Source organism: Luteibacter sahnii (assembly GCF_034063545.1).
Classification (GTDB): Bacteria; Pseudomonadota; Gammaproteobacteria; order Xanthomonadales; family Rhodanobacteraceae; genus Luteibacter; species Luteibacter sahnii.
In genome coordinates, this window is sequence record NZ_JAQLOK010000010.1 from 53,254 (window position 1) to 74,008 (window position 20,755).

The window sequence follows — 20,755 nt, forward strand, 5'->3', positions numbered from 1 at the left end:
GTGCCGCGTGGTCGGCACGACGTCCTTACGTTTGCCTCAGTGCGTGACTGGAAGCTCGATCCATGTGCCATCCCCGCCGTTTCGCACGATACGTTGCGTCGCCTTGCGGTAATCGCCGGGCGTCGCGTTGAAAATGTTTGGCACGAACGTCTGCGGGTTGCGGTCGTAAAGGGGAAACCAGCTCGACTGGATCTGCACCATCACCCGGTGCCCCGGCGCGAACACATGGTTGACCGTGGGCAGGGGGAATCGATAATCCAGCGGCTTGTCCGCGATCAACGGCCTGGGCGTGTCGTAGCCCTCGCGATAGCGGCCGCGAAAGATCTCCATGGCGACGGGCAACGCATAGCCGCCCATCGCCGGTTCGGCGTCGACCTCGTCGGGGTAGACGTCGATGAGTTTTACCACCCAGTCGCTGTCGGTGCCGGTGGTCGCCGCGAGCAGGTGGACAAGTGGCTCGCCCGCCACGCCCAACGGCTGTTCCAGCACGGGTGACACGTAGGTCAGCACGTCGGTACGCGTCGCGAACTGTCGCTGGTCGTCCACCAGCCATTCCGGCCAGGTGTCATCCCGGTCGGCGACCCCGTGCGACCACGACTGGATCGGGCGTACCCGGTAGGGCACCGGCTTGGCCGGATCGGACACGTAATCGTCTTCGCCCGAGGATGGCGCCTTCGGGCCTAACCCGCCGTTGGCCTGCACATACCAGCGTTGCATCACCGGATCGCAACCATGGGCACACGACGACGGCCAGTGATCGAGGCGGCGCCAGATATTCGCGCCGGTCACGAAGGCGTTGACCGGTGCGATATCCGCCTTGGGTGCATCGTCCTTCAGGTAGTGCGCCAGGAACGGGCGAAGGATGTCCTGGCGGAACGTCTTGCCGGTGTCGCTGCCCAGGTCGATGGCGCCGATGCGGCTGGCGCTTTCCCACGTTTTCGCATGACGCCACGGGCCGAGCACGAGCCAGAGCTTACGGTGCGCCGGGTCGCGCGGTGCGAGCGCACGGTAGACGGCCATGTCCCCGTAGTTGTCTTCCTGGTCCCAAAGGCTGTGCACGAGCAGGGTGGGTACCGTCATGGGTTGGGTGGCCACGATACGGTCGAGTGCCTGGTCGGACCAGAACCGGTCGTAGGCGGGATGCGCGACCAGCTTTTGCCAGAAGCCCAGGGCCTCCATGCCATGTGCACGACCGATGTCGCCCGCGGAGCCGCCCTTGAGGTAGGCATCGTAGTCGTCGCGGTAGCCGGTCACCCAGGGGATGTCGCTGCCGCGCGAGCTCACCATGTCATAGATGTAGGGAATCATCTGCTGGCGGAAGGCACCGCGATGGAACCAGTCGTCGCCCATCCAGCCATCGATCATCGGGTTGACCGGCACGGCGACTTTCAGCGCGGGATGCGGCCGGATCGTGGCGATCATCGCTTCGAACCCGTCGTACGAGATGCCGATGATGCCGACCTTGCCGTTCGACTCGGGCACATGCTTCACGAGCCAGTCGATGGTGTCGTAGATATCGGTCGACTCGTCGATGTCGGTGGGGTTGCCGTGACCGATCGGAGGGCGGTTCATCACGAAATCGCCGCCGGAGCCGTGCTTGCCGCGTATGTCCTGAATGACGCGGATATAGCCGTCCTGCGCGATGAGGTCGGCCGGGTTGTCGTAGCCGCGCAGCATCATGGCCAGATGCGGGCTGTCGTTGCGATGGCCCATGCCGTCCGCGCCATAGGGCGTGCGCGTGAGGAGGATGCCCGTACGATGGGCGTTCCTGGGCACGACGATCACCGTGTGCAGCGTGACCCCGTCGCGCATGGGTATCTCGACCGTGCGGCGGACATAGTCGAAGCCCGCGTCGCTCGCCTGGAACTGCGCGGGGATCTCAGAGGGAAACGCCTGCTGCGGAGCACGATCGTCCGACGCGGCGGACGGCGTGAATACGGCGGCGGCAAGCGCGAACGCGCCAAGCCTGATCAGGCTACGCATCGTCGTCGTCCTTAAGAGGGTCGATGAGGGAATGGCCGCCTCGCGCGTCGCCGCGCCCAGCGCCATGGGGGTCGCATTTTTGGATATGTTTGCAAACGTGTGGCGCACGAGTCCACCGGTAGCCAGTCGTCGTCGGTATCCGCCCGACGGGCGCCTTCAGGGCCGATAACATGGCGTTGGCATGCCATATCGGGAGCACCGACGTAGACCGGTGGCAGGCGACCGTGCCCGGGCGGGACGCCCGGACGATCCGGGTCGACCTCGGCCGCAGTGCGGGCTGGTACGACGTGTCGGTCATCCTGTCCGCGTCACCGCGTTACCTGCGCCGGTTCGCCGGCCATCACGAAGATGGCCGGGCGGCCACGAGCGATCCGGGTCCGGGCGCGTAGGGCAAACCCGGCTCCCGGACGGCTATACTCCCCTGTCAGCCTCAGAAAGCCGCCACCACGTGACCAGCGAACTCTCTTCCATCATCGATTTCATCCGCTACGGCGCCAGTCGCTTTTCGGCCGCCGGCCTGACCTTCGGGCACAGCCACGACAATCCGATCGACGAGGCCACGCACCTGGTGCTGGCGGCGCTGCACCTTCCCCCCGACCTGCCGCCGGCCTACGGTGCCGGCCGCCTCGTGGCGGACGAGAAGGCGCATGTCCTGGGGCTCATCGAGAAACGCATCGCCGAACGCGTGCCGGTGGCCTACCTCGTGGGTGAAACCTGGTTCGCCGGCCTGAAGTTCAAGAGCGACCGTCGCGCCCTCGTGCCGCGCTCGCCCATCGCCGAATTGATCGAGGGCCGCTTCACCCCCTGGCTGGACGATCGGCACGTCGTCCGCGCGCTCGACCTGTGCACGGGCTCGGGCTGCATCGGCATCGCCATGGCCGAATACAACCCCGATTGGCAGGTCGACCTGATCGACGTGAGCGACGATGCCTTGTCGCTGGCCAACGAAAACATCGTCTTCCAGCATGTGGAAGATCGCGTCCGGGCGATCCGGTCCGACCTCTTTGAAGGCGTCAAGGGTGAGGTCTACGACCTGATCGTGTCCAACCCGCCCTACGTCACCCATGACGAATACGCGGCGATGCCGGCCGAATACAGCCATGAACCGGTCCTCGGCCTGACATCCGGCGATGATGGACTGGATATCACCTTGCGCATCCTCGACGAGGCGGCGGGGCACCTGTCCGACGACGGCCTCCTGATCGTCGAGGTCGGCGACAGCGAACACGCGCTGGTCAACCTCCTGCCGCGCGTGCCGTTCGTCTGGCTGGAGTTCAAGGTGGGCCAGATGGGCATCTTCGCTCTGGAACGCCGCGACCTCGTGGCCCACGCCGCCGAGATCTCGGCCGTCCGGGCCGCCAGAACCTGATACCCGCTACGGAAGTACCGTGTCCTCCAATACGTTCGGCAAGCTCCTTTCCGTCACCACGTTCGGCGAAAGCCATGGCCCGGCGATCGGGTGCGTGGTGGACGGTTGTCCTCCCGGCCTGGCGCTGAGCGCCGACCTGTTCCGCACCGATCTCGAGCGCCGCGCCACCGGTCGCTCACGGCACACCTCGCAGCGCCGCGAGACCGATGAGATCGAGATCCTCTCGGGTGTCTACGAGGGCGTGACCACGGGCACGCCCATCGCGCTGCTGATCCGCAATACCGACGCCCGCTCAAAGGATTACGGCAACATCCTCGACACGTTCCGCCCGGGCCACGCCGACTACACCTACTGGCAGAAATACGGCATCCGCGATCCGCGCGGTGGCGGCCGCTCGTCGGCGCGCGAGACCACGATGCGCGTGGCCGCCGGCGTGATCGCGAAGCGATGGCTCGCCCAGCGCCATGGCGTGACGGTGCGTGGCCACGTCGCGCAAATCGGCGATCAGGTGCCACGCGGCTTCGACCCCGACGCCGTCGAGGGCAACCCGTTCTTCTGGCCCTGCGCCGAGCAGATCCCTGACCTCGAGGCCTACATGGACGCCCTGCGCAAGTCGGGCGACTCGGTCGGCGCACGCGTCACCGTGCAGGCCGACCATGTGCCGGCGGGGTGGGGCGAGCCGATCTACGGCAAGCTCGATGGCGACATCGCGAGCGCGATGATGTCGATCAACGCGGTCAAGGGCGTCGAGATCGGCGACGGTTTCGCGGCCGTGGCCCAGAAGGGCACGACCCATCGTGACGAGATCACCGCCGGCGGCTTCCTCTCCAACCACGCCGGCGGGATCCTCGGGGGCATCGCGACGGGCCAGCCGGTCGTGGTCTCGGTGGCGTTCAAACCCACCTCGAGCATCCTCGTCCCGGGCCGCAGCATCGACCGCGCCGGCCAGCCAACCGACGTGGTGACCAAGGGTCGTCACGATCCCTGTGTCGGCATCCGTGCCGTGCCCATCGTCGAGGCGATGCTCGCCCTCGTGCTGATGGACCAGGCCCTGCGCCATCGCGCCCAGTGCGGCGACGTGGGCGAGGTGCCGCCGCGCGTTCCCGGTTCCGTACAGGGCTGATCCGATGAGCAAGCCACGCGTCTGGGTGTCCCGACCGGTCTTTCCCGACATCGTCGACCGTTTGCGCGACGTGTTCGATGTGCACGCGGAGACTGAAGAACGGCGATATTCGTCCGATGAGATCGCCACGCGCCTGGCCGATGCCGACGCGGCCATCGTGGGCCTGGCCGAACGCATCGACGCCGCCGCACTGGCCGGCGCCCGGCGATTGCGGTTCGTGGCCAACCTCGGCGTGGGCTACAACAACCTCGACCTCGACGCGCTGACCGCCGCCGGGGTGGGGGCTTCCAACACGCCCGACGTACTTAACGAAACCGTGGCCGACTACGCGTGGGCGCTGATGCTCGCGGCCGCCCGCCGTATGGGCGAGGCCGAGCGCTGGGTCCGCGACGGCCAGTGGAAGGGCTCGCGTTTCGAAGGCTGGCTGGGCGCCGACGTGCACGGCAAGACCCTCGGCATCCTGGGCATGGGTCGTATCGGACAGGCCATCGCTCGCCGCGCGGCGGGCTTTCGTTCGCCGGTGATCTACCACAACCGCTCGCGGCTCGATCCGGCGATCGAGCACGAATGCGGGGCTTCCTACGTCGACAAGGCCACCTTGCTGGCGCGGGCCGACCATCTGGTGCTGGTGTTGCCCTTCACGCCGGCCAACCGGCATGTCATCGGCGAGGCCGAGTTGAAGGCGATGAAACCCACCGCGACGCTCACGAACATCGCCCGGGGCGGCATCGTCGACGACGCGGCGCTGGCCCGAGCCTTGGCCGACGGCACCATCGCCGCCGCGGGACTGGACGTCTTCGAGGGGGAGCCGCAAGTGCATCCCGCGCTGATGGCGCTTCCCAATGTGGTGCTCAGCCCACACATCGCCAGCGCAAGTCGCGACACACGTCGCGATATGGCGTCGCTGGCTGTGGACAATGTGCTGGCGGCGTTCGGGCAGGGCCCTCACGCCGGCCGGCCACCCACGATTCTCAACCCGGGTGTGCTGGCCGACGCCGGCGGACCCTCGACCCACGCCAACACGAGCCTTAGATGAGCAAGAAGACGAGTTACAAGGTGGCCATGGTGGGCGCGACCGGCGCGGTCGGCGAAACCCTCCTGTCGATCCTCGCCGAGCGGGACTTCCCCGTGAGCGAACTGATTCCCCTTGCGAGCGAGCGCTCGGCGGGCGGTACGGTCGATTTCGCCGGAAAACCTTGCGTCGTCAAAGACCTCGCCACCTTCGACTTCGACGGCGTGGACATCGCCTTCTTCTCGGCCGGCGGATCGGTCAGCCGGGAACACGCCCCCCGGGCGGCGGCCGCGGGGGCGGTGGTGATCGACAACACGTCCGAATACCGTTATCAGGACGACATCCCCCTGGTGGTGTCGGAGGTCAATCCGCACGCCATCGCCGATTACACCGTGCGCGGCATCATCGCCAATCCCAACTGCTCGACCATGCAGATGCTGGTGGCGCTGGCGCCCCTGCACCACGAGGCGGGCATCGAACGGATCAACGTCGCCACCTACCAGTCGGTATCGGGCGCCGGCCGCAGCGGCCTGGAAGAACTGGGCCGGCAGACCGCCCAGATGCTCAACTTCCAGGAGGTGGAGACGGCCAAGTTTCCCAAGCAGATCGCCTTCAACGTGATCCCGCACATCGATGACTTCCAGGCCAACGGCTACACCAAGGAAGAAATGAAGATGGTCTGGGAGACCCGGAAAATCCTCGAAGACCCGTCGATCCAGGTAAACCCCACCGCCGTGCGCGTGCCCGTGTTCTACGGCCATGCCGAGGCGGTGCACATCGAAACGCGTGACAAGATCACGGTCGAACGTGCCCGCGAGCTGCTTGAGCAGGCCGAGGGCGTCGTGGTGATGGACGATCGCGTGCCGGGCGGCTACCCCACGCCGGTGGGCGACGCGGCGGGTAAAGATCCGGTCTTCGTGGGCCGTATTCGCGAGGACATCTCCCACGATCGCGGCCTCGACCTATGGGTGGTCGCCGACAACATCCGCAAGGGTGCCGCGCTCAACGCCGTGCAGATCGCTGAAATCCTCGTTCGGGACTACCTCTGATGACCGGTCGCGCCGCCTTCGCCGGGTGCCTTCTGCTCGCCCTGGCCTCGCCGGTGCTGGCGCGGCAGGCGGAGGCGACGCACGCCGAGGGCGCCAAGGTCACGCGTGCAAAGCTGAACGCGTCGCGCGGGCAGGTCCAGTCCGAAGGACAGCAGGTCAAGACGCTCAAAGCGCGCGTCGACGCCCTGGAGGCCGAGTCCTCCTCGGCCAGTCAGTCGCTCGACGAGCGGGACCGCAAGATCGCCGAGCTCCAGCGCCAGCTGGATGCCCGGCAAAAGCCGTAGACGCCGTCGTATGACGACGGGATGCACAGGGGGCGCTTACGGGCCCCGGGGCGACGTGAGCCTGGCCTCAACGTTGTTCCGTAACTGCCCGTGGCCGCTATTGTTAGTTGTTGCTGGGGTGCACTACAGTGGCGCCTTTACGGCGATTCGCCCGAAGAAGGCGTGCCGTCAGCACGGATTTACGTTCGGGGGAAGCGACCAATGAACCGCACACTCAAGCTGTCCATCATGCTGGCGCTCGCCGCGGGCGGCAGTCACGCCATGGCGCAGAACCTCGGTCCCGCGCAGGTGCGGTCGACCATCGACCAGCCGCTGGTGGCGGACATCCCCGTCACGGGCCTCACCGGACGCGCCGGCGACGTGCACGTCACGCTCGCGTCGCCCGAAGCCTTCTCCCGAGCCGGACTCAATCGTGACGGCTTGCCGGTGGCGCTGAATTTCACCGTGGTCAAGGGCGCGGGCGGCCAGCCGATGGTGCGCGTCACCAGCAGCGAGCCGATTCGGGACACCTACCTCGATTTTCTCGTGGAAGTGAGCAGCGGCGGCAACACGGTGGTCCGCGAGGTCACCATGCTGCTCGATCCGCCGGGTAGCACGCCATCCACGCCCGGTGCGAGCGTGGCCCCCGGCCCGCGGCCCTCGCGCACCTCCGAGGTGCCGGCACGTGTGTCGCCCGATACCCAGCCATCCCGCGCGGAAAGTCCGATGCCCGCCACACCGGTGCCGCCGCCGGTGCGTACGGCGTCGCCCGCGCCTCGCGCGAATGCGACGCCGGCGCCCTCGCCGCGCCCGCGCGGGGCCTCCACCGACCAGATCGGTCCGGTGAAACGGGGCGAAACCTTATCGGCGATCGCCCGCGACCACGCGGACGGTGCCGACATCAACCAGATGCTCGTGGCTTTGCAGAAGGCCAACCCCGACGCGTTCTACCGCGACAACATCAATGCGTTGAAGACCGGCGCGGTGCTGCGCATTCCGTCCGCCGACGACGTGAAAGCCCAGTCGGCCGCGGCCGCCCTTACCGAAGTGCGCCGGCAGAACGAGGCCTGGCGTGCCGGTGCGGCCCGCACGCCGACCGCGGTGGCCGACGCGGCGTCGACGGGCGCCGCGCAGGGGAAGGCGCGCGCCGCCGCCGGCGGCGATCGCCTTGCACTCGTGCCAGCGAAGGAGGGCGGTGACGCGGCCTCGACGCGTGCCGGCTCGAAGAACGGCAGCGGCGACACCCAGATCGCAGGCCTGAAGCAGGAATTGGCCACATCGCAGGAATCGGTCGCCTCGCTCCGCCAGCAGAGCGACGAACTGAAGTCCCGCGTGGCCGACCTCGAAGCCATCAAATCGAAGAACGACCGCCTCATCAGCCTTAAGGATGCCGAGATCGCCGAGCTTCAGCGCAAGCTGGCCGAGGCGGGCAAGGCACCGGCGGCGCCCGCGTCCACCACGCCATCCGCTCCCGCAGCCCCGGCTCCGGCGGGGCCCGTGTCGGCGGCCATCCCGCCGCCCGCGGTGGCCAGTGCACCGCAACCGGCCACGTCCGCGTCCGTCAAGCCAGGCGCCACGGTCGTGACGACCCCTCTGCACGAACCGGCCGCGACGCCTGCCCAGGCGGCGAAGCCGGCGGCACCGGTGGCCGCGCCGCCGGTCGCGCCGTCTCCCACCGAGGAAACTCCCTGGTTCATGGAACCCTGGGCCTGGGGGGCGGGCGGCGTGGTGGTGCTGTTGCTTCTGCTGGCGCTGGTCGCCCGGCGTAAGAAAGCCACGCCGGTGGCGCCGGTCGCCGCGACGCCTTCGCTGGCCGATCGCTTCGGCGACGAGCTCCGCCTGGACAACCTCGATGGCATCGATCCCGATCAGCGCGAGATCCTCGATGCCTTGGCCGAGCATCCGGACGACATCGGCCTCCACCTTGAACTGGTGAGCCTGTATTACGGCCGTGGCGACGTCGATCATTTCGAAGCCGCCGCCGAAGCGATGTATGCGCACGTCTCCGATCCGGAGCAGCCCGAATGGCGCGACGTGGTGGCCATGGGGCAGGAGCTCGACCCGACGCACCCGCTGTTCGGCGGCGCGCCCTCGCATGCGGTCGATGACGACGCGTTGGCGTCCGATACCTACGTGGCGTCGACGCCGCTCGCCGCCCACGAAGCCGCCGCGCTCGAGGAGTTCGACCTGGGCCATTACGTGACCAGTCCGGACGACGATACCCAGCCCGCCCACACGCCGCAGAAGCACAGCGAATATCACTTCAACTTCGACCTCACCCCGATGCATCGCGCCGAGGATGAGGTGCGTCCCAACGCGCCCGACGTGTTCGACGTGGACGCGCCCGCGTCACCCTACGCCGAGCCGCCCCACCTGCCTGCCGATCACGGCACGCACGACACCCACGAACGCAGTTTCGAGGACGTGCTCGCCGAAGAGACCCGGCTGCCGGAAGATCGCCAGACCTGGTCGTTCGATGAGGTGCCGGACGCGCCGGTGCAGCCGATCGCCACGGACCACCACCTCGACGCGCCTCGTTTCGACGAACCCCCGCGCTTTGACGAGCCTCACTTCCCGGAGGAGGAGCCGCTGACGCTCGACGCATCACCGGAGGCCTTCAGTGACGATCCGGTGGACACCAAGCTCGACCTGGCCCGCGCCTATCTCGACATGGGCGACGCCGAAGGGGCCCGCCTCATGCTCGACGAGGTGATGGCCGAAGGCACCCAGGTCCAGAAAGATACCGCCCGGCGCATCCTGGGCGACATGGCCTGATCGGCGCCCACCAACCTAAAGAAAAAGGCTCTTCGCGGAAGTGCGGGGATGCGGCAGGCCTTGCCGTCCGCTCGGACGGTAAGGCCAGAGCCTTCGATGCCCACCCTCGCTGCTCGGACAGTCCTCCGCGTTCGACAGGGAAGGGCCGCTGGCGCGGCCCGTGCCCCTAAGTGGCCTTCGGCCGCTTTCTTGTGCGGAACTCGCCTCGAGGGCGGATACCGAAGACTCCCCCTATGACTGAGGTGGCGTGTTGTGAGAGCCCGTACGGCCCAGCGGCCACCGCAGCGAGCCCGTGAGCTTCACGTCGCCCCGCCCGGCAGCGCCGGTCAGCCCGTCGCGACGTCGGATACCCGTCGTCGGGCTGCCGTTTCACAGCTCACGCAGCGCTCACGCAAATCAGCCATAGAACGACCCGCGCTTTCCCAGCACCCGACCTCACCGTCCGCAAGAGACCTTGGTGTCCACCCTCGAGGCGAGTTCCGCACAAGGGAGCGGCCGCAGGCCAATCAAGACCATGGGCCGCGTCAGCGGCCATCCCTGTCGAACGCGGAGGACTGCCCGAGCAGCGAGGGTGGACACCAAGGTCTCCCTGCGACACCGTCCAAGTGCAACGCGTTCGGACGCTACAAGGTCGCCACAACCCCACGACTCGCCGAATCAAACCACCCACCGGGCCATAAGGTCGATCGCTGGGAGGGTCCCCGGACTTCCGTGGAGAACCAAGAAAAACGGCCCCCGCGGGGCCGTTTTTCGTTTGTGCGATGGCCGCGCGGTCAGCTGTCGTCCCGCCACCGCCGGAACCAGATGGCGCCGGCGATCATCGCGGCCCCGGCCAGCACGCCGACGTAGAGCGAGGGGTTGGTCACCGCGCTGTAGTGGAAGGCCAGGCCGATCTGGTCCATCGCCGCGGCCGGATCGCCGTGGTGGAGCGCCAGGTCGATGTCGCTGGAGTGGACCACCCGCGAGGTGCTGTTGACCCAGCCCGCGGGTATCAGGCCACCGAGCATGCGGCCCACCACGTTCGGCCAGAACCAGCGGCTGAACCCACTGTCGCCGATCATCAGCCCCCACCAGCTCACGAGCACACCGGTGCCGACGGGGAGGGCGATGGCCCACAGGAACGGCTTGCTGCGCGCGAAGGCGGAGCAGAGCATCAGCCAGCCGGCGGTGGGAAGCGCCCAGAGCGCGTAGAGCGGGATCAGCAGAATCAGGTTCAGCGTGACCTTGAACGGGTGCGCTTGCATCAGCAGCGGCCATGCCGACAGGCCATGCAAGCTCGCGACGCCGACGAACATGATCGTCAGCGCCAGGCCCACGACCACACCGACGACCACCGCGATCGCCGGGGCGAAGATCACCGCGCTGGCCAGCTTCGACAGCACCGTCGTGGTGTCCGACAGCGGCAGCGATTTCCAGAACAGCACGCTGCGGTCGCGGCGATCGTCGTAGAGCGAGCCCAGGCAGTAGAAGAACACGACGATGGCGGTGACGATCAGGATCATCAGCGTCACGCCGTAGAGCAGGCCGTCGACGACCACACCCGCCTTGGCGAGGTCGGCGCTGTCGTACGCCGCCGAGAAGTTGGTGTGGAAATTGGCCCCGGCGTAGTGGCCCTCGCCGAACGCGATAAGCATGGCGTTGAGCAGGAAGCCGATGGCACCGGCCACGAGGGGCGCGGTGACGAAGCCGCCCTTGTGCTCCCAGAACTCGCGCTTGACCAGCCAGAAGAAGGTTTTCATGCGTAGGTGCCCTTCATGGTGGCGACGAAGAGGTCGCCGATCGATGGGCGTCGAACCTCACCCAGGCGTTCCAGCTCGGATCGGCTGACGTTGTCGAAAAGGAAAATGCTCTTGCCGAACACCTGGCGCTCGTCCAGGGGGTTGAGCTGGCGTGCCGCGTTGGCCAGCTCCGGACCCACCAGTACTTCGCTGAAGCGTTCGCCGATGGTATCCATGTCGGCGTCGAGCACGATGCGGCCATCGCGGATGAACATCAGGTCGGTGAGGATGTGCTCGATCTCCTCGACCTGGTGGGTCGTGACCAGGATGGTTTTTTCCTCGTCGAAGTAGTCTTCCAGCAGGCTCTGGTAGAACTGCTTGCGATAGAGGATGTCCAGGCCGAGCGTGGGTTCGTCGAGCACCAGCAGCTTCGCGTCGATGGACATGACCAGGGCCAGGTGCAACTGCACGATCATGCCCTTGGAGAGCTGGCGCACCTTCTGCTTCGGCTGCAGCTTGGTGCGTGCCAGGAAGGCCTCGCACTTCGCACGGTCGAAGCGGGGGTGGGTGTTGGCCACGAAATCGACCGCGTCGGCCACTTTCAACCAGCGCGGCAGCACCGCCACGTCGGCGATGAAGCAGACCTGCTCCATCAGGGTGTTGCGATCCTTGCGTGGGTCGAGGCCGAGCACCTCCAGGTGGCCGTCGAACGTGGTGAGGCCGAGAATGGCCTTGAGCGCCGTGGTCTTGCCTGCGCCGTTCGGACCGATGAGACCGACGATGCGCCCGGGCCCGATCGTGAACGAGGCGCCGTCGAGCGCGGGCTGCGACCGGTAGCGCTTGCTGAGGCCCTTGGCGGTGACGACCGAGGTCATGACAGATCCTTTGTGGGGCCATCGGCCTCACGCATCAGGGTTTTCAGATCGAGGCCCATGCGCTGGAGGCGGGCGTAGAGTGCCGGCCATTCCTCGCGCAGGAAGCGCTCCCTTTCACTCTTGAGCAACGCTTCGCGCGCTCCGTCGATTACGAACATGCCAAGACCCCTCCGTTTCTCAACCAGTTGTTCGTCGACCAGCTCCTGGTACGCCTTGGACACGGTCAGCGGGTTGATCTGGAAATCCCCCGCGACCTGGCGGACCGACGGCAGCGGATCGCCTTCATTCAAGGCGCCGTCCAGGATCATCGCCACCACGCGCTCGCGCAGCTGGCGGTAGATCGGGACGCTGTCGTTCCAGGTGATGGACATGTATTCAATCCTTCGCCGATGGGCGCAATGCGGTACCGAACGAATAGTAGGGCATGCTCAGCTGTGCGCCGATGAGCGCGGCGGCGCGGTCTTCGGCGCTGCGCTTGAGGGCGGCGGCGGCCGAGTCGATCACGGCTTCGCCCGCCGGCAGGGCCTGGCGCACGTCCGCGTCGGTCGGCCTCACCGTCACGGTGGCCAGGTCGACGACCCGGATGCCGTTGACGACGTGCGGTGCGGCCGACAGGGCGGCGGCACGGTCATCGAAGGAGCGCAGGGCGAACACGCTCGTGCCGGCGATCAGTAGGGATGCGGTCAGTGCGATGAGGTTCGGCGCTTTCATGGGTGTCGACTCCGATGACGTGCGGGGTGGGGGTCAGAGGGCGGCGACGCTATCGTCGGCGTGGGCGTAGACGACGATCGGCGCCAGGTCGGTGACATGCGTGCCGTTGATGACCGTGAGCGGCGCGCTGGCGGTGCTCGTGCTGCTGAACACCGAGAGGGTGACCACGGTCATGGCGAGGGAGGCGACGGCGGCGACGTAGTTGAGGTGTTTCATGGTGCTTCTCCTGTAGTGAACTGGGTGACCGGTGTTGTAGTGAACTATAACACCAGATTTTTGGTCGTCAAGGGGAATCGTGTGGATTCCCTCGTGACTCATGGCCTATCCCGGGTGCTGGGGTGTCGGAGTGGGGTAGCGCGCCGGGCAAGCATGGGATGCGCCGCCCTCGCCAAAGGTTTACATGCCGCCGTGCCGACGGCCGGGTAGCCCGGCTATTCGAGGGGTGGGCCGATCGCGTCGGCGATCCGGCGACCGCTGCCGCGCGAGCGAGCGAGCGAGCGTCAGGAAGCCCGACGCGCGGGCCCGAAAAAAACCGGCCCCTTGCGGGGCCGGTTTGGGGTATCGCGGTCTGGCGTGACGCGTGCTTACAGCTCCGCGCGGAACTCCACGCCGATGATGCGCGGGTCGTTCACGAACGCGGTGCGGTTGTTGAAGTCGATGCCGCCGGTGATGACCTGCTTGTTGGTGATATTGCGACCGTAGAGCGCCACTTCGCGCTTGCCGAAGTCCCAGTTGTAGCCCACTCGCAGGCCACCTTCGAGGAACGGCTTGCTGCGGAACTCGGCCGAGTCGTACAGGAAGAAGTTGACCTCGCTACGGTAGTTCCAGTCGGTGTAGACGAAGAACTCGCCGCTTTCGCCGTACGGGATGCCGTAACGCGCGGTCCAGGTGCCGATCCATTTCGGCGCGTTGGGCAGCGTGTTGCCGTCGATCAGCGCGTTGCCGACGTCGTTGAGCGGATCGAGCACGGTGCAGCCGCCACCGCAGGGGGCCACGGCGAGGTTGCGGTCCTTCAGTTCGGTGTGGTTGTAGCTGCCGCCGGCGGTCATGTAGAAGTTCGGCGTGACATAGGCTTCGAGATCGAACTCGGCACCGTAGCCCTCGGTCTTCTTCGCGTTGATCAGCTGCGTGACGTTGGTGGCACCGCCCACCGCCGTCAGCTGCTGGTTGTGCATGGTGTACTTGTAGACGTCGGCGTTGAAGCGCAGCTTGTTGTTGTCCGACGTCGACTTCAGGCCCAGTTCGTACGAGGTGATCGTTTCCGGCTTCGCCGTGGAGATCGCATTGGCGAAGTTGATACGACCCTGCACGCTTGGCGCGCGGAAGCCATTGGCCACGCGGGCGTAGACGTTGGCGCGATCGGAGAACTGCCAGGTGGCGGTCAGGTCGCCGCTCCAGCGCGAGTCGGTCGGGTCGGAGGTGAGCGGGCCCGCCGGACCGGTGAAGCCGAGGAAGCGCTGCGCCTTGAAGTCACGCTTGTCGTGCGACCAGCGGGCACCGGCGCGCACGTCGAAGGTATCGGTGAAGTTGTAGTCGGCCGAACCGAAGAGCGCCCAGGCCTTCGTACGCTGGCTCTGGTCGACCCAGCCGTTGAGGGCGTGGTTGTTGAGCGTGTCGTACGAGAAGTTCGCGATGGCGATGTCTTCGTCGAAGTAATACGTGCCCACCTGCCATTTCAGGCGATCGGCATTGTCATTGGACAGGCGGAATTCCTGCGTGATCTGGCGATCCTTCGGCAGGGCGTCGGCCGTCTCGGAGTAGAACGGCGTGACGTAGCGATTGCCCAGGCCCGGGGTGGCCGGCGTCAGCGACGCGTCATAGCCGCCGTCGACGTCGCCGAGGCTGTAGGTAGTGGCGCGTTCCAGGCCGGTGATCGAGGCGAAGTGGAGGTCGCCGAAATGCCAGTTAAGGTGCAGGTTGCTGCCCCAGGTGAACAGGTGTTGGTCGTTGCGGCCATCCTGGGCGACTTTGTCGCGCTGGAAGCCCGGCACGAACTGGTCGCTGCCCAGGGTAATGGCGTTGGCACGGTTTACCATGGCGCTGCCGTCGAGCCAGCGACCGTGCACGTTGATGAGCGCGTCGAAGTCGTCGGACGCCTTGTACAGCGCCTGCAGGCGCACGGCGCGATCGTTATAGCCGCCGAGGGCATCGTTCTTGCCGGTGAATTCGTTATCGATCCAGCCGTCGCGGTGCTGGGCGAGGGCGGACACGCGGCCCGCCCAGTTGCCGCCGAGCTTGCCGCCCAGGGCGGCTTCGGCGTTGGCGGTGCCGTAGGATCCGTAGGAGACGCGGGCGTAGCCTTCGGTGTCCTGTGTGGGCTTGCGCGATTCGAACTTGATCACGCCGGCCGGCGAATTACGGCCGAACAGCGTGCCCTGCGGACCGCGCAGCACTTCGACCTGTTCGAGGTCGAACAGGGGGAAGCCTTTGAGAATCGGGTTCTCCTGCACGATGTCGTCGTAGACCATCGACACCGGCTGCGACGCGTTGAGATCGAAGTCGCTGTTGCCCAGGCCGCGGATGTAGAAGCGCGGGAACTCACGCCCGTAGGAGGTCTCCGCGTAGACGCTCGGCGCGCGCGAGGCGAGCTGGAGCACGCCGTCGCCTGCCTGGCCGAAGGCCTCGAGCTTTTCGCTCGTGACGACGGTCATGGAGATCGGCACCTTCTGAAGGTCTTCGGTGCGCTTTTCGGCCGTGACGGTCACCGTCTGAAGCGTGGCGGTCTTGCCGGGCGCCGACGACGGCGTATCGGACGTTGCGTCCTGGGCGATGGCCGTGCCGCCGAGCAGGGCCGTGGCGATGGACAGGGCAATGACGAGACGTCGCGGCGTGCCGCGCGAGCTTGCGAAGGGCATGTTTTGGATTCCGCCTGAACAGCTGGGATGGGAGAGAGCTGCGTCGCCGTTCACGGAGAACCGTCCCCAGGCGACGCGCGCACGGGGCGCATTATCCCTTGTGACGAGCGGATGACGAAAGGGCTGCCGTCGCGTTTCGGCTGGCCTGGCGCCGTCACGGACCCTGTCATGGAACTGCAACCGATCGTGGATACCGTGCCGGCGTCGAAAACATATGGCGACACGTTGCTGCATTTAAGCCGACTTATCGCCGACGTTTGAGTATTTTCTCAATTCTTTCGGAGCACGGTTCCATGAAACACGTTCCCCTGGCCGCCGCCTTCTGGACGATGTGCGGAGCGGCCGCCGCCGAAGGTGCCCCCCAGGCCGCCATCGAGCTTTACGTGGACACGGCCACGCGCCAGATCTACGCCGAGCCGGGGCCTGGGCGTCAGCGGCTTGGCCGGTTCGTACAGGCCAGCGATGCGCCGGCGCCCGCCGTGGCGCCGGCGCCGGTCACCTCTGAGCGCGCCGTCGCGGCCACCACGACGGTCTCGACGCCATCGGTCAGGCACTGGTACGACCGCATCGGTATCCGCGGCTACGTGCAGATGCGCTACAACCACGAACTCGGTGGCGATGCGAAAGACCTCAAATCGCCGGGCGACCGGTATATCGGGCGGGACCAGGGGTTCGGCATCCGCCGCGCCCGGGTGGTCATCAGCGGCGACGTCACCGACCGGATGTCGATCTATATCCAGCCCGATCTCGCCAGCACGCCGTCAGGCTCGACCACGGGCAACTTCGCCCAGTTGCGTGACGCTTACGCCGACGTGTGGCTGGACGCCGGAAAGACCTGGCGCATCCGGGCGGGCCAGTCGAAGATTCCGTTCGGTTGGGAAGACCTCCAATCGAGCCAGAACCGCATCGCGCTGGACCGCGCCGATGCCCTGAATTCGGCCGTGCGCGACGAGCGCGACCTGGGTGTCTTCCTTTACTGGTCGCCCAAGGACGTCAAGGAGCGCTTCGCCTACCTGCAGAAGTCCGGGCTCAAGGGCTCGGGCGATTACGGCATGGTCGGCATCGGCGTCTACAACGGGCAGGGCGCCAACCGACCCGATCGCAACGACCAGTTGCATTCGGTCGTGCACTTTTCGTATCCGTTCAAGCTCGCGAACGGGCAATACCTGGAAGTCGGGGCGGACGCTTACACGGGGCGTTTCAAGGTGTCCACGGCGTCGGTCACCCTCGGCGGCCGCACCTTCACGCCAGGCGTGGACGCCTCCGAGGCGGGTTCGACGGACCGGCGCGTGGCGGCGCACGTGGTCTATTACCCGCAACCGTTCGGTTTCCAGGCGGAGTGGACGGTGGGCAAGGGGCCGCAGCTCGACGTGGGCCGCCGCCTCGTTCGCACGCGCTCGCTCCGTGGCGGCTACGCCCAGCTGATGTACCGCTTCGAGGGCGAGCAGGGCATCGTCATTCCCTACGCGAAGTGGCAGACGTATCGGGGCGGGTCGAAGTTCGACACCAATGCACCGGCCATGCGTGTCGACGAATTCGAGGCTGGCGTCGAATGGCAGCCGTCGAACGCCGTGGAGCTGGCCGTGGCGTTCGCCAACATGCGCCGAACGGACGTCGGCGCGGCCCCGTATCGTCGCATCGACGGCCGGTTGCTGCGCGTGCAGTTGCAGGTGAACTACTGAGTAGGTGCCGCGCCGTGCATCCACGGCGCGGCGGTCCGTCACTTTTTGTGCTTCGCGTCGGCGGCGAGCGAAGCGTCACGGGCGGCCTTGAACTCGCTGCCCGGCTTCCACGCCGGCCAGGTGTCGCTGTCGGCCAACGTTTCGCCGAGCTTGTAGAACGCCACGACGTTCTGCATCACGCCGGTGAAATCCCACCGCAGGTCATAGACATCGGTGACTTGGTGATAGCGGTTTTTCACGTAGTCCTGTGCGGCCGCCTCGCCGGCGGCCTTGCCGCCGTCGACCATGTCCACGCCGCCGCCCGCTGCGAGCGCCGGTACGCCGGCCTTGGCGAAGTTGAAGTGATCGGAGCGGAAATAGTGGCCCTTCTCGGGTGAGTCGTCGCCGCTCACCACGCGCCCGTCCTCCTTGAGCACGGTGGCGAGCGTGTCCTCCAGGTCGTTCTGGCCGGTGCCGGTGACGCTCATGTCGCGGGTGGGCGCCGTGATCGGCAGGGCATCCATGTTGATGTCGGCGACCGTCCTGGCGAGCGGGAAGGGCGGATGGGCCACGTAATACTGCGAGCCGAGCAGGCCGGCTTCCTCCATCGTCACCGCGGCAAACACCACCGAACGTTTAGGCTTTTCCTGGGCGAACTTGCCGGCGATCTCCAGCAAGGCGGCGACGCCGGTGCCGTTATCGATAGCGCCGTTGTAGATGGCGTGGCCCTTGAGCGAGGGATCGTGGCCCAGATGGTCCCAGTGGGCGGTGTAGACCACCGCCTCGTCGGGTTGCTCGCTGCCCTTGACCATCGCGATGACGTTGTTGCTGAGCGAGTGGCTGATCGTGCTGTGCAACGTGATGCTGGCCTTGGCGTCGAGCGGCACGGCCTTGAATCCCCGTACGCCTGCCTGTTTCTCCAGGTCGTCGAACGATTTGCCCGCTTTCGCAAACAACCGTTCCGCCGCTTCATGCGTCAGCCAGCCGGCCACCGGTACCCGTGGCGAGGGATCTTCGCTCTGGGGAAGCGCGAGCCGGGGCATGGTCCAACTGCTCTCGACCACGTTCCAGCCGTAACCGGCCGGCTGGGTCTGGTGCACGATGAAGACGGCCGCGGCGCCCTGGCGCGCGGCTTCCTCGAACTTGTAGGTCCAGCGGCCGTAGTAGGTCATCTCGCGGCCCTTGAACAGGCTGGCGTCGTTGCCGTTCCAGCCTGGGTCGTTGACCAGCACGACCAGGGTCTTGCCTTTCACGTCCAAGCCATCGAAATCGTTCCATTGGGCCTCGGGCGCGTCGACGCCGTAGCCGGCGAAAACCATGTCCGAGTCTTTCAGCGTTACCTCGGACTCCGCCCGTAACGTGCCGACGACCATGTCCTTGCCAAACGCGAAGGCCTCCTGGCCGCCGCCTTCGGCGACATCGAGCTTCAAGTCACCCTGACCGGTGAGTTCGGTGGAAACGGCAGGCACGCTCTGTACCCACTCGCCCTTGTTCCCGGGCTCCAGCCCCATCTGCTTGAACTGTTCGATGAGGTAATTCGTAGTAAGGCGCTCTCCGAGCGTGCCCGGCTTGCGACCGTCGTATTCGTCCGACGAGAGCACCCTAAGATGGGCGGCGAAGTCGGCGGCGGTGATCTCTGGCGTGAAGGTATGCGGCTCGTTGGCCACGGCCGGAAGCGGCGGGGGTGGCGAGGTGATGGCCCGGGCGGGCGCGGGCGAGGTGGCCGTCTGGGCCTTGCCGTCGTCGTGGGATTGGCAGGCGGCCAGGGTGAGGGCGGCGAGGCTGGCGAGCGCGAGACGTCGCATCGGCGGGCGTTCCCTTGGTGTGGATCGACCTGGAAGTGTAGCTGGAAGCGCCTGGGCAGCCATCCGCTGAACTTGGGGGCGGCCCCGTGTTTCGTCACGTGCATTATCTCGATCTAATGCGCGTTATGAATCGCCGTATCGATGTCGGGTCATGGATTATCCGTCGAAAATGGATAGCCAAGCAGCGTCTTTGCCAAACAGGCACCCGTGGTCATTCACGCTATATGCGAATTCGGCATATTCAAAAAACGCTGGCTTTTCCTCGCTGGGACCGTTAGTTATACGCACTGGCGCGACGCATCAGAATCTTGCGGATCGGGCGCTTACAGGAACAGTCAGTTGACGCCGGCAGGACGGCTCGGGGACGTTGCGGGGGTTATGTATGGAAAGTTGGGGCGTTCGGTTCTGGACAGGCGATCATCAGGGTACGGCCCGACGTGACGACCAGGAAGCACACACGGTCACGCACGGCGGCGCATCCGCCACGGGGGGGCGTCCATGAACCTGCCCACCGACAACTCGGGACTTGAGGACTACGACCTCGTCACGCTGGGCGCTACGTTGGGCGTCTGCGAGATCGACCTGCTCACCCTGAGTCCGGCGCGCCCGCGGGCCGCGATCGCGACGAAGACGCACGATGGTGTCACCTACCTGAGCGCGCACATCGACTTCGACGTGCGCGGTTCGCTCACCGTGCCGGACGACGCCTGCATGCTCGTTTACCTGCACGAAGCCGGCGAGCGCAGCTGGTGCCAGGGCGTGAGCGTGGAGTCGGACATGGCGGTCACCCTGCTCAGGGGGACGCCGACCGACTTCATGTTCGAGCGTGGCACCCGGTTGACCCTGGTCATCGCGCCCTACGCGCGGTTCCGCACGCGCTTCATGGCGTCCGATCATGCCGACGTCGACATGGCCGCCCAGCGCCTCCGACTGTTTTCGGTCCACTCCGAACACCTCAAGCGCGCTTATCGGCAGATTCGCGACCGCGTCAAGGAAGCCGACGACGTTGCGTTCGGTCCGGTCGAAGACCTGCTCGACGAACACATCCGCGTCGCGCTGGCGTCGTCGTCGGAAGAGCGTCCTGTGGCTTCGCGTGGTCGCCGCGCGCATTACCAGGTGATGCGACGGGCCGAGCGCTTCATGCGCGCCAACCTTCGCCGCGACATCTATTCGCAGGAACTCTGCCAGGCGGCGGGTGCCAGCGAACGCGGCCTGCGGTATGCCTTCGACGACCTGCTTGGCATCCCGCCCAACCGCTATCTGGCCATGCTTCGACTGTGCACCGCGCATCGCAGCCTCATCACCGCCGAGGCGGGGCGCCGCTCGGTCAAGTCGGTCGCCCTGAGTTGCGGTATGTGGGATCTGTCCCGTTTCGCCGAGAAATACCGCAGCGTCTTCGGTGAGCAACCGCGCGAAACCCTCACCCGTAGTGTCGCGGCGGAAGACCTCACCGCCGCGGGTGATTACGAAGGCTGGTAACGGAGCCGGCGCGCGTCGCGCGCCGCGATCTCGCGGAAAGGGTGCGTCCGCCGGGCGCGTCCTAGGCGCGGGTCAAC

17 protein-coding genes are annotated in these 20,755 nt (G+C 66.6%); 9 read left to right on the forward strand and 8 right to left on the reverse strand.

Translation table 11 applies throughout. The annotated features are described in order from the left end of the window. Positions 1 to 36: 36 nt before the first annotated feature. Positions 37 to 1,974, reverse strand: coding sequence for a CocE/NonD family hydrolase (locus PI246_RS17335; RefSeq protein ID WP_407069834.1), 1,938 nt, complete (start codon positions 1,972 to 1,974; stop codon positions 37 to 39). Positions 1,975 to 2,153: 179 nt separating this feature from the next. On the opposite strand from PI246_RS17335, the gene PI246_RS18515 reads away from it, so the two are divergent. The 7 genes from PI246_RS18515 to PI246_RS17365 all read left to right on the forward strand — a co-directional run bounded on the left by PI246_RS18515 (position 2,154) and on the right by PI246_RS17365 (position 9,574). Beyond that, positions 2,154 to 2,372, forward strand: coding sequence for a phospholipase domain-containing protein (locus tag PI246_RS18515; RefSeq protein WP_369335414.1), 219 nt, complete (start codon positions 2,154 to 2,156; stop codon positions 2,370 to 2,372). A 59-nt stretch (positions 2,373 to 2,431) separates the two neighbouring features. After that, positions 2,432 to 3,352, forward strand: a complete 921-nt coding sequence (gene prmB / locus PI246_RS17340) for a 50S ribosomal protein L3 N(5)-glutamine methyltransferase (protein ID WP_320552576.1) — start codon at positions 2,432 to 2,434, stop codon at positions 3,350 to 3,352. Positions 3,353 to 3,371: 19 nt separating this feature from the next. Then, on the forward strand, positions 3,372 to 4,475 hold the full coding sequence (gene aroC, locus PI246_RS17345; protein ID WP_320552577.1) for a chorismate synthase: 1,104 nt from the start codon (positions 3,372 to 3,374) through the stop codon (positions 4,473 to 4,475). A 4-nt stretch (positions 4,476 to 4,479) separates the two neighbouring features. After that, entirely contained in the window at positions 4,480 to 5,511 is a 1,032-nt protein-coding gene (locus PI246_RS17350) for a 2-hydroxyacid dehydrogenase (protein WP_320552578.1), read from the forward strand. After that, positions 5,508 to 6,536 (forward strand): aspartate-semialdehyde dehydrogenase, encoded by a 1,029-nt coding sequence (locus PI246_RS17355; protein ID WP_320552579.1) that lies wholly within the window; start codon positions 5,508 to 5,510, stop codon positions 6,534 to 6,536. Before PI246_RS17350 ends, PI246_RS17355 begins: the two co-directional genes overlap by 4 nt. After that, complete coding sequence (locus tag PI246_RS17360) at positions 6,536 to 6,820, forward strand: DUF3450 domain-containing protein (protein ID WP_320552580.1); 285 nt, start codon at positions 6,536 to 6,538, stop codon at positions 6,818 to 6,820. Before PI246_RS17355 ends, PI246_RS17360 begins: the two co-directional genes overlap by 1 nt. 201 nt (positions 6,821 to 7,021) lie before the next feature. Next, on the forward strand, positions 7,022 to 9,574 hold the full coding sequence (locus PI246_RS17365; protein WP_320552581.1) for a FimV/HubP family polar landmark protein: 2,553 nt from the start codon (positions 7,022 to 7,024) through the stop codon (positions 9,572 to 9,574). A 773-nt stretch (positions 9,575 to 10,347) separates the two neighbouring features. Here the strand turns inward: PI246_RS17365 and PI246_RS17370 are convergent. From PI246_RS17370 to PI246_RS17395, 6 genes are all read right to left on the reverse strand, one after another. Continuing rightward, a complete protein-coding gene (locus PI246_RS17370) occupies positions 10,348 to 11,313 on the reverse strand; it encodes a hypothetical protein (RefSeq protein WP_320552582.1) in 966 nt (321 codons plus the stop codon). Next, positions 11,310 to 12,167: an ABC transporter ATP-binding protein gene (locus PI246_RS17375; protein WP_320552583.1), complete on the reverse strand. Its 858-nt coding sequence runs from the start codon at positions 12,165 to 12,167 to the stop codon at positions 11,310 to 11,312. Before PI246_RS17375 ends, PI246_RS17370 begins: the two co-directional genes overlap by 4 nt. Next, entirely contained in the window at positions 12,164 to 12,538 is a 375-nt protein-coding gene (locus tag PI246_RS17380) for a GntR family transcriptional regulator (RefSeq protein ID WP_320552584.1), read from the reverse strand. The genes PI246_RS17375 and PI246_RS17380 overlap by 4 nt, the downstream gene beginning before the upstream one ends. A 4-nt stretch (positions 12,539 to 12,542) precedes the next feature. Next, positions 12,543 to 12,878, reverse strand: coding sequence for a hypothetical protein (locus PI246_RS17385; RefSeq protein WP_320552585.1), 336 nt, complete (start codon positions 12,876 to 12,878; stop codon positions 12,543 to 12,545). A 33-nt stretch (positions 12,879 to 12,911) separates the two neighbouring features. Next, positions 12,912 to 13,094, reverse strand: coding sequence for a hypothetical protein (locus tag PI246_RS17390; RefSeq protein ID WP_320552586.1), 183 nt, complete (start codon positions 13,092 to 13,094; stop codon positions 12,912 to 12,914). Between the two features lie 368 nt (positions 13,095 to 13,462). Further along, the gene (locus PI246_RS17395) at positions 13,463 to 15,733 is read right to left on the reverse strand and encodes a TonB-dependent receptor (protein WP_320552587.1); all 2,271 of its coding nucleotides are present in this window, start codon (positions 15,731 to 15,733) and stop codon (positions 13,463 to 13,465) included. A 293-nt stretch (positions 15,734 to 16,026) separates the two neighbouring features. Between PI246_RS17395 and PI246_RS17400 the strand changes: the two genes are divergently transcribed. Then, complete coding sequence (locus PI246_RS17400) at positions 16,027 to 17,415, forward strand: porin (RefSeq protein ID WP_320552588.1); 1,389 nt, start codon at positions 16,027 to 16,029, stop codon at positions 17,413 to 17,415. 38 nt (positions 17,416 to 17,453) lie between these two features. On the opposite strand, the gene PI246_RS17405 is transcribed toward PI246_RS17400, so the two are convergent. Next, positions 17,454 to 19,199 (reverse strand): M28 family metallopeptidase, encoded by a 1,746-nt coding sequence (locus tag PI246_RS17405; RefSeq protein ID WP_320552589.1) that lies wholly within the window; start codon positions 19,197 to 19,199, stop codon positions 17,454 to 17,456. A gap of 498 nt (positions 19,200 to 19,697) precedes the next feature. Here PI246_RS17405 and PI246_RS17410 point away from each other — a divergent pair, with 498 nt between their 5' ends. Continuing rightward, on the forward strand, positions 19,698 to 20,678 hold the full coding sequence (locus PI246_RS17410; RefSeq protein ID WP_320552590.1) for a helix-turn-helix domain-containing protein: 981 nt from the start codon (positions 19,698 to 19,700) through the stop codon (positions 20,676 to 20,678). Positions 20,679 to 20,755: the final 77 nt, after the last annotated feature.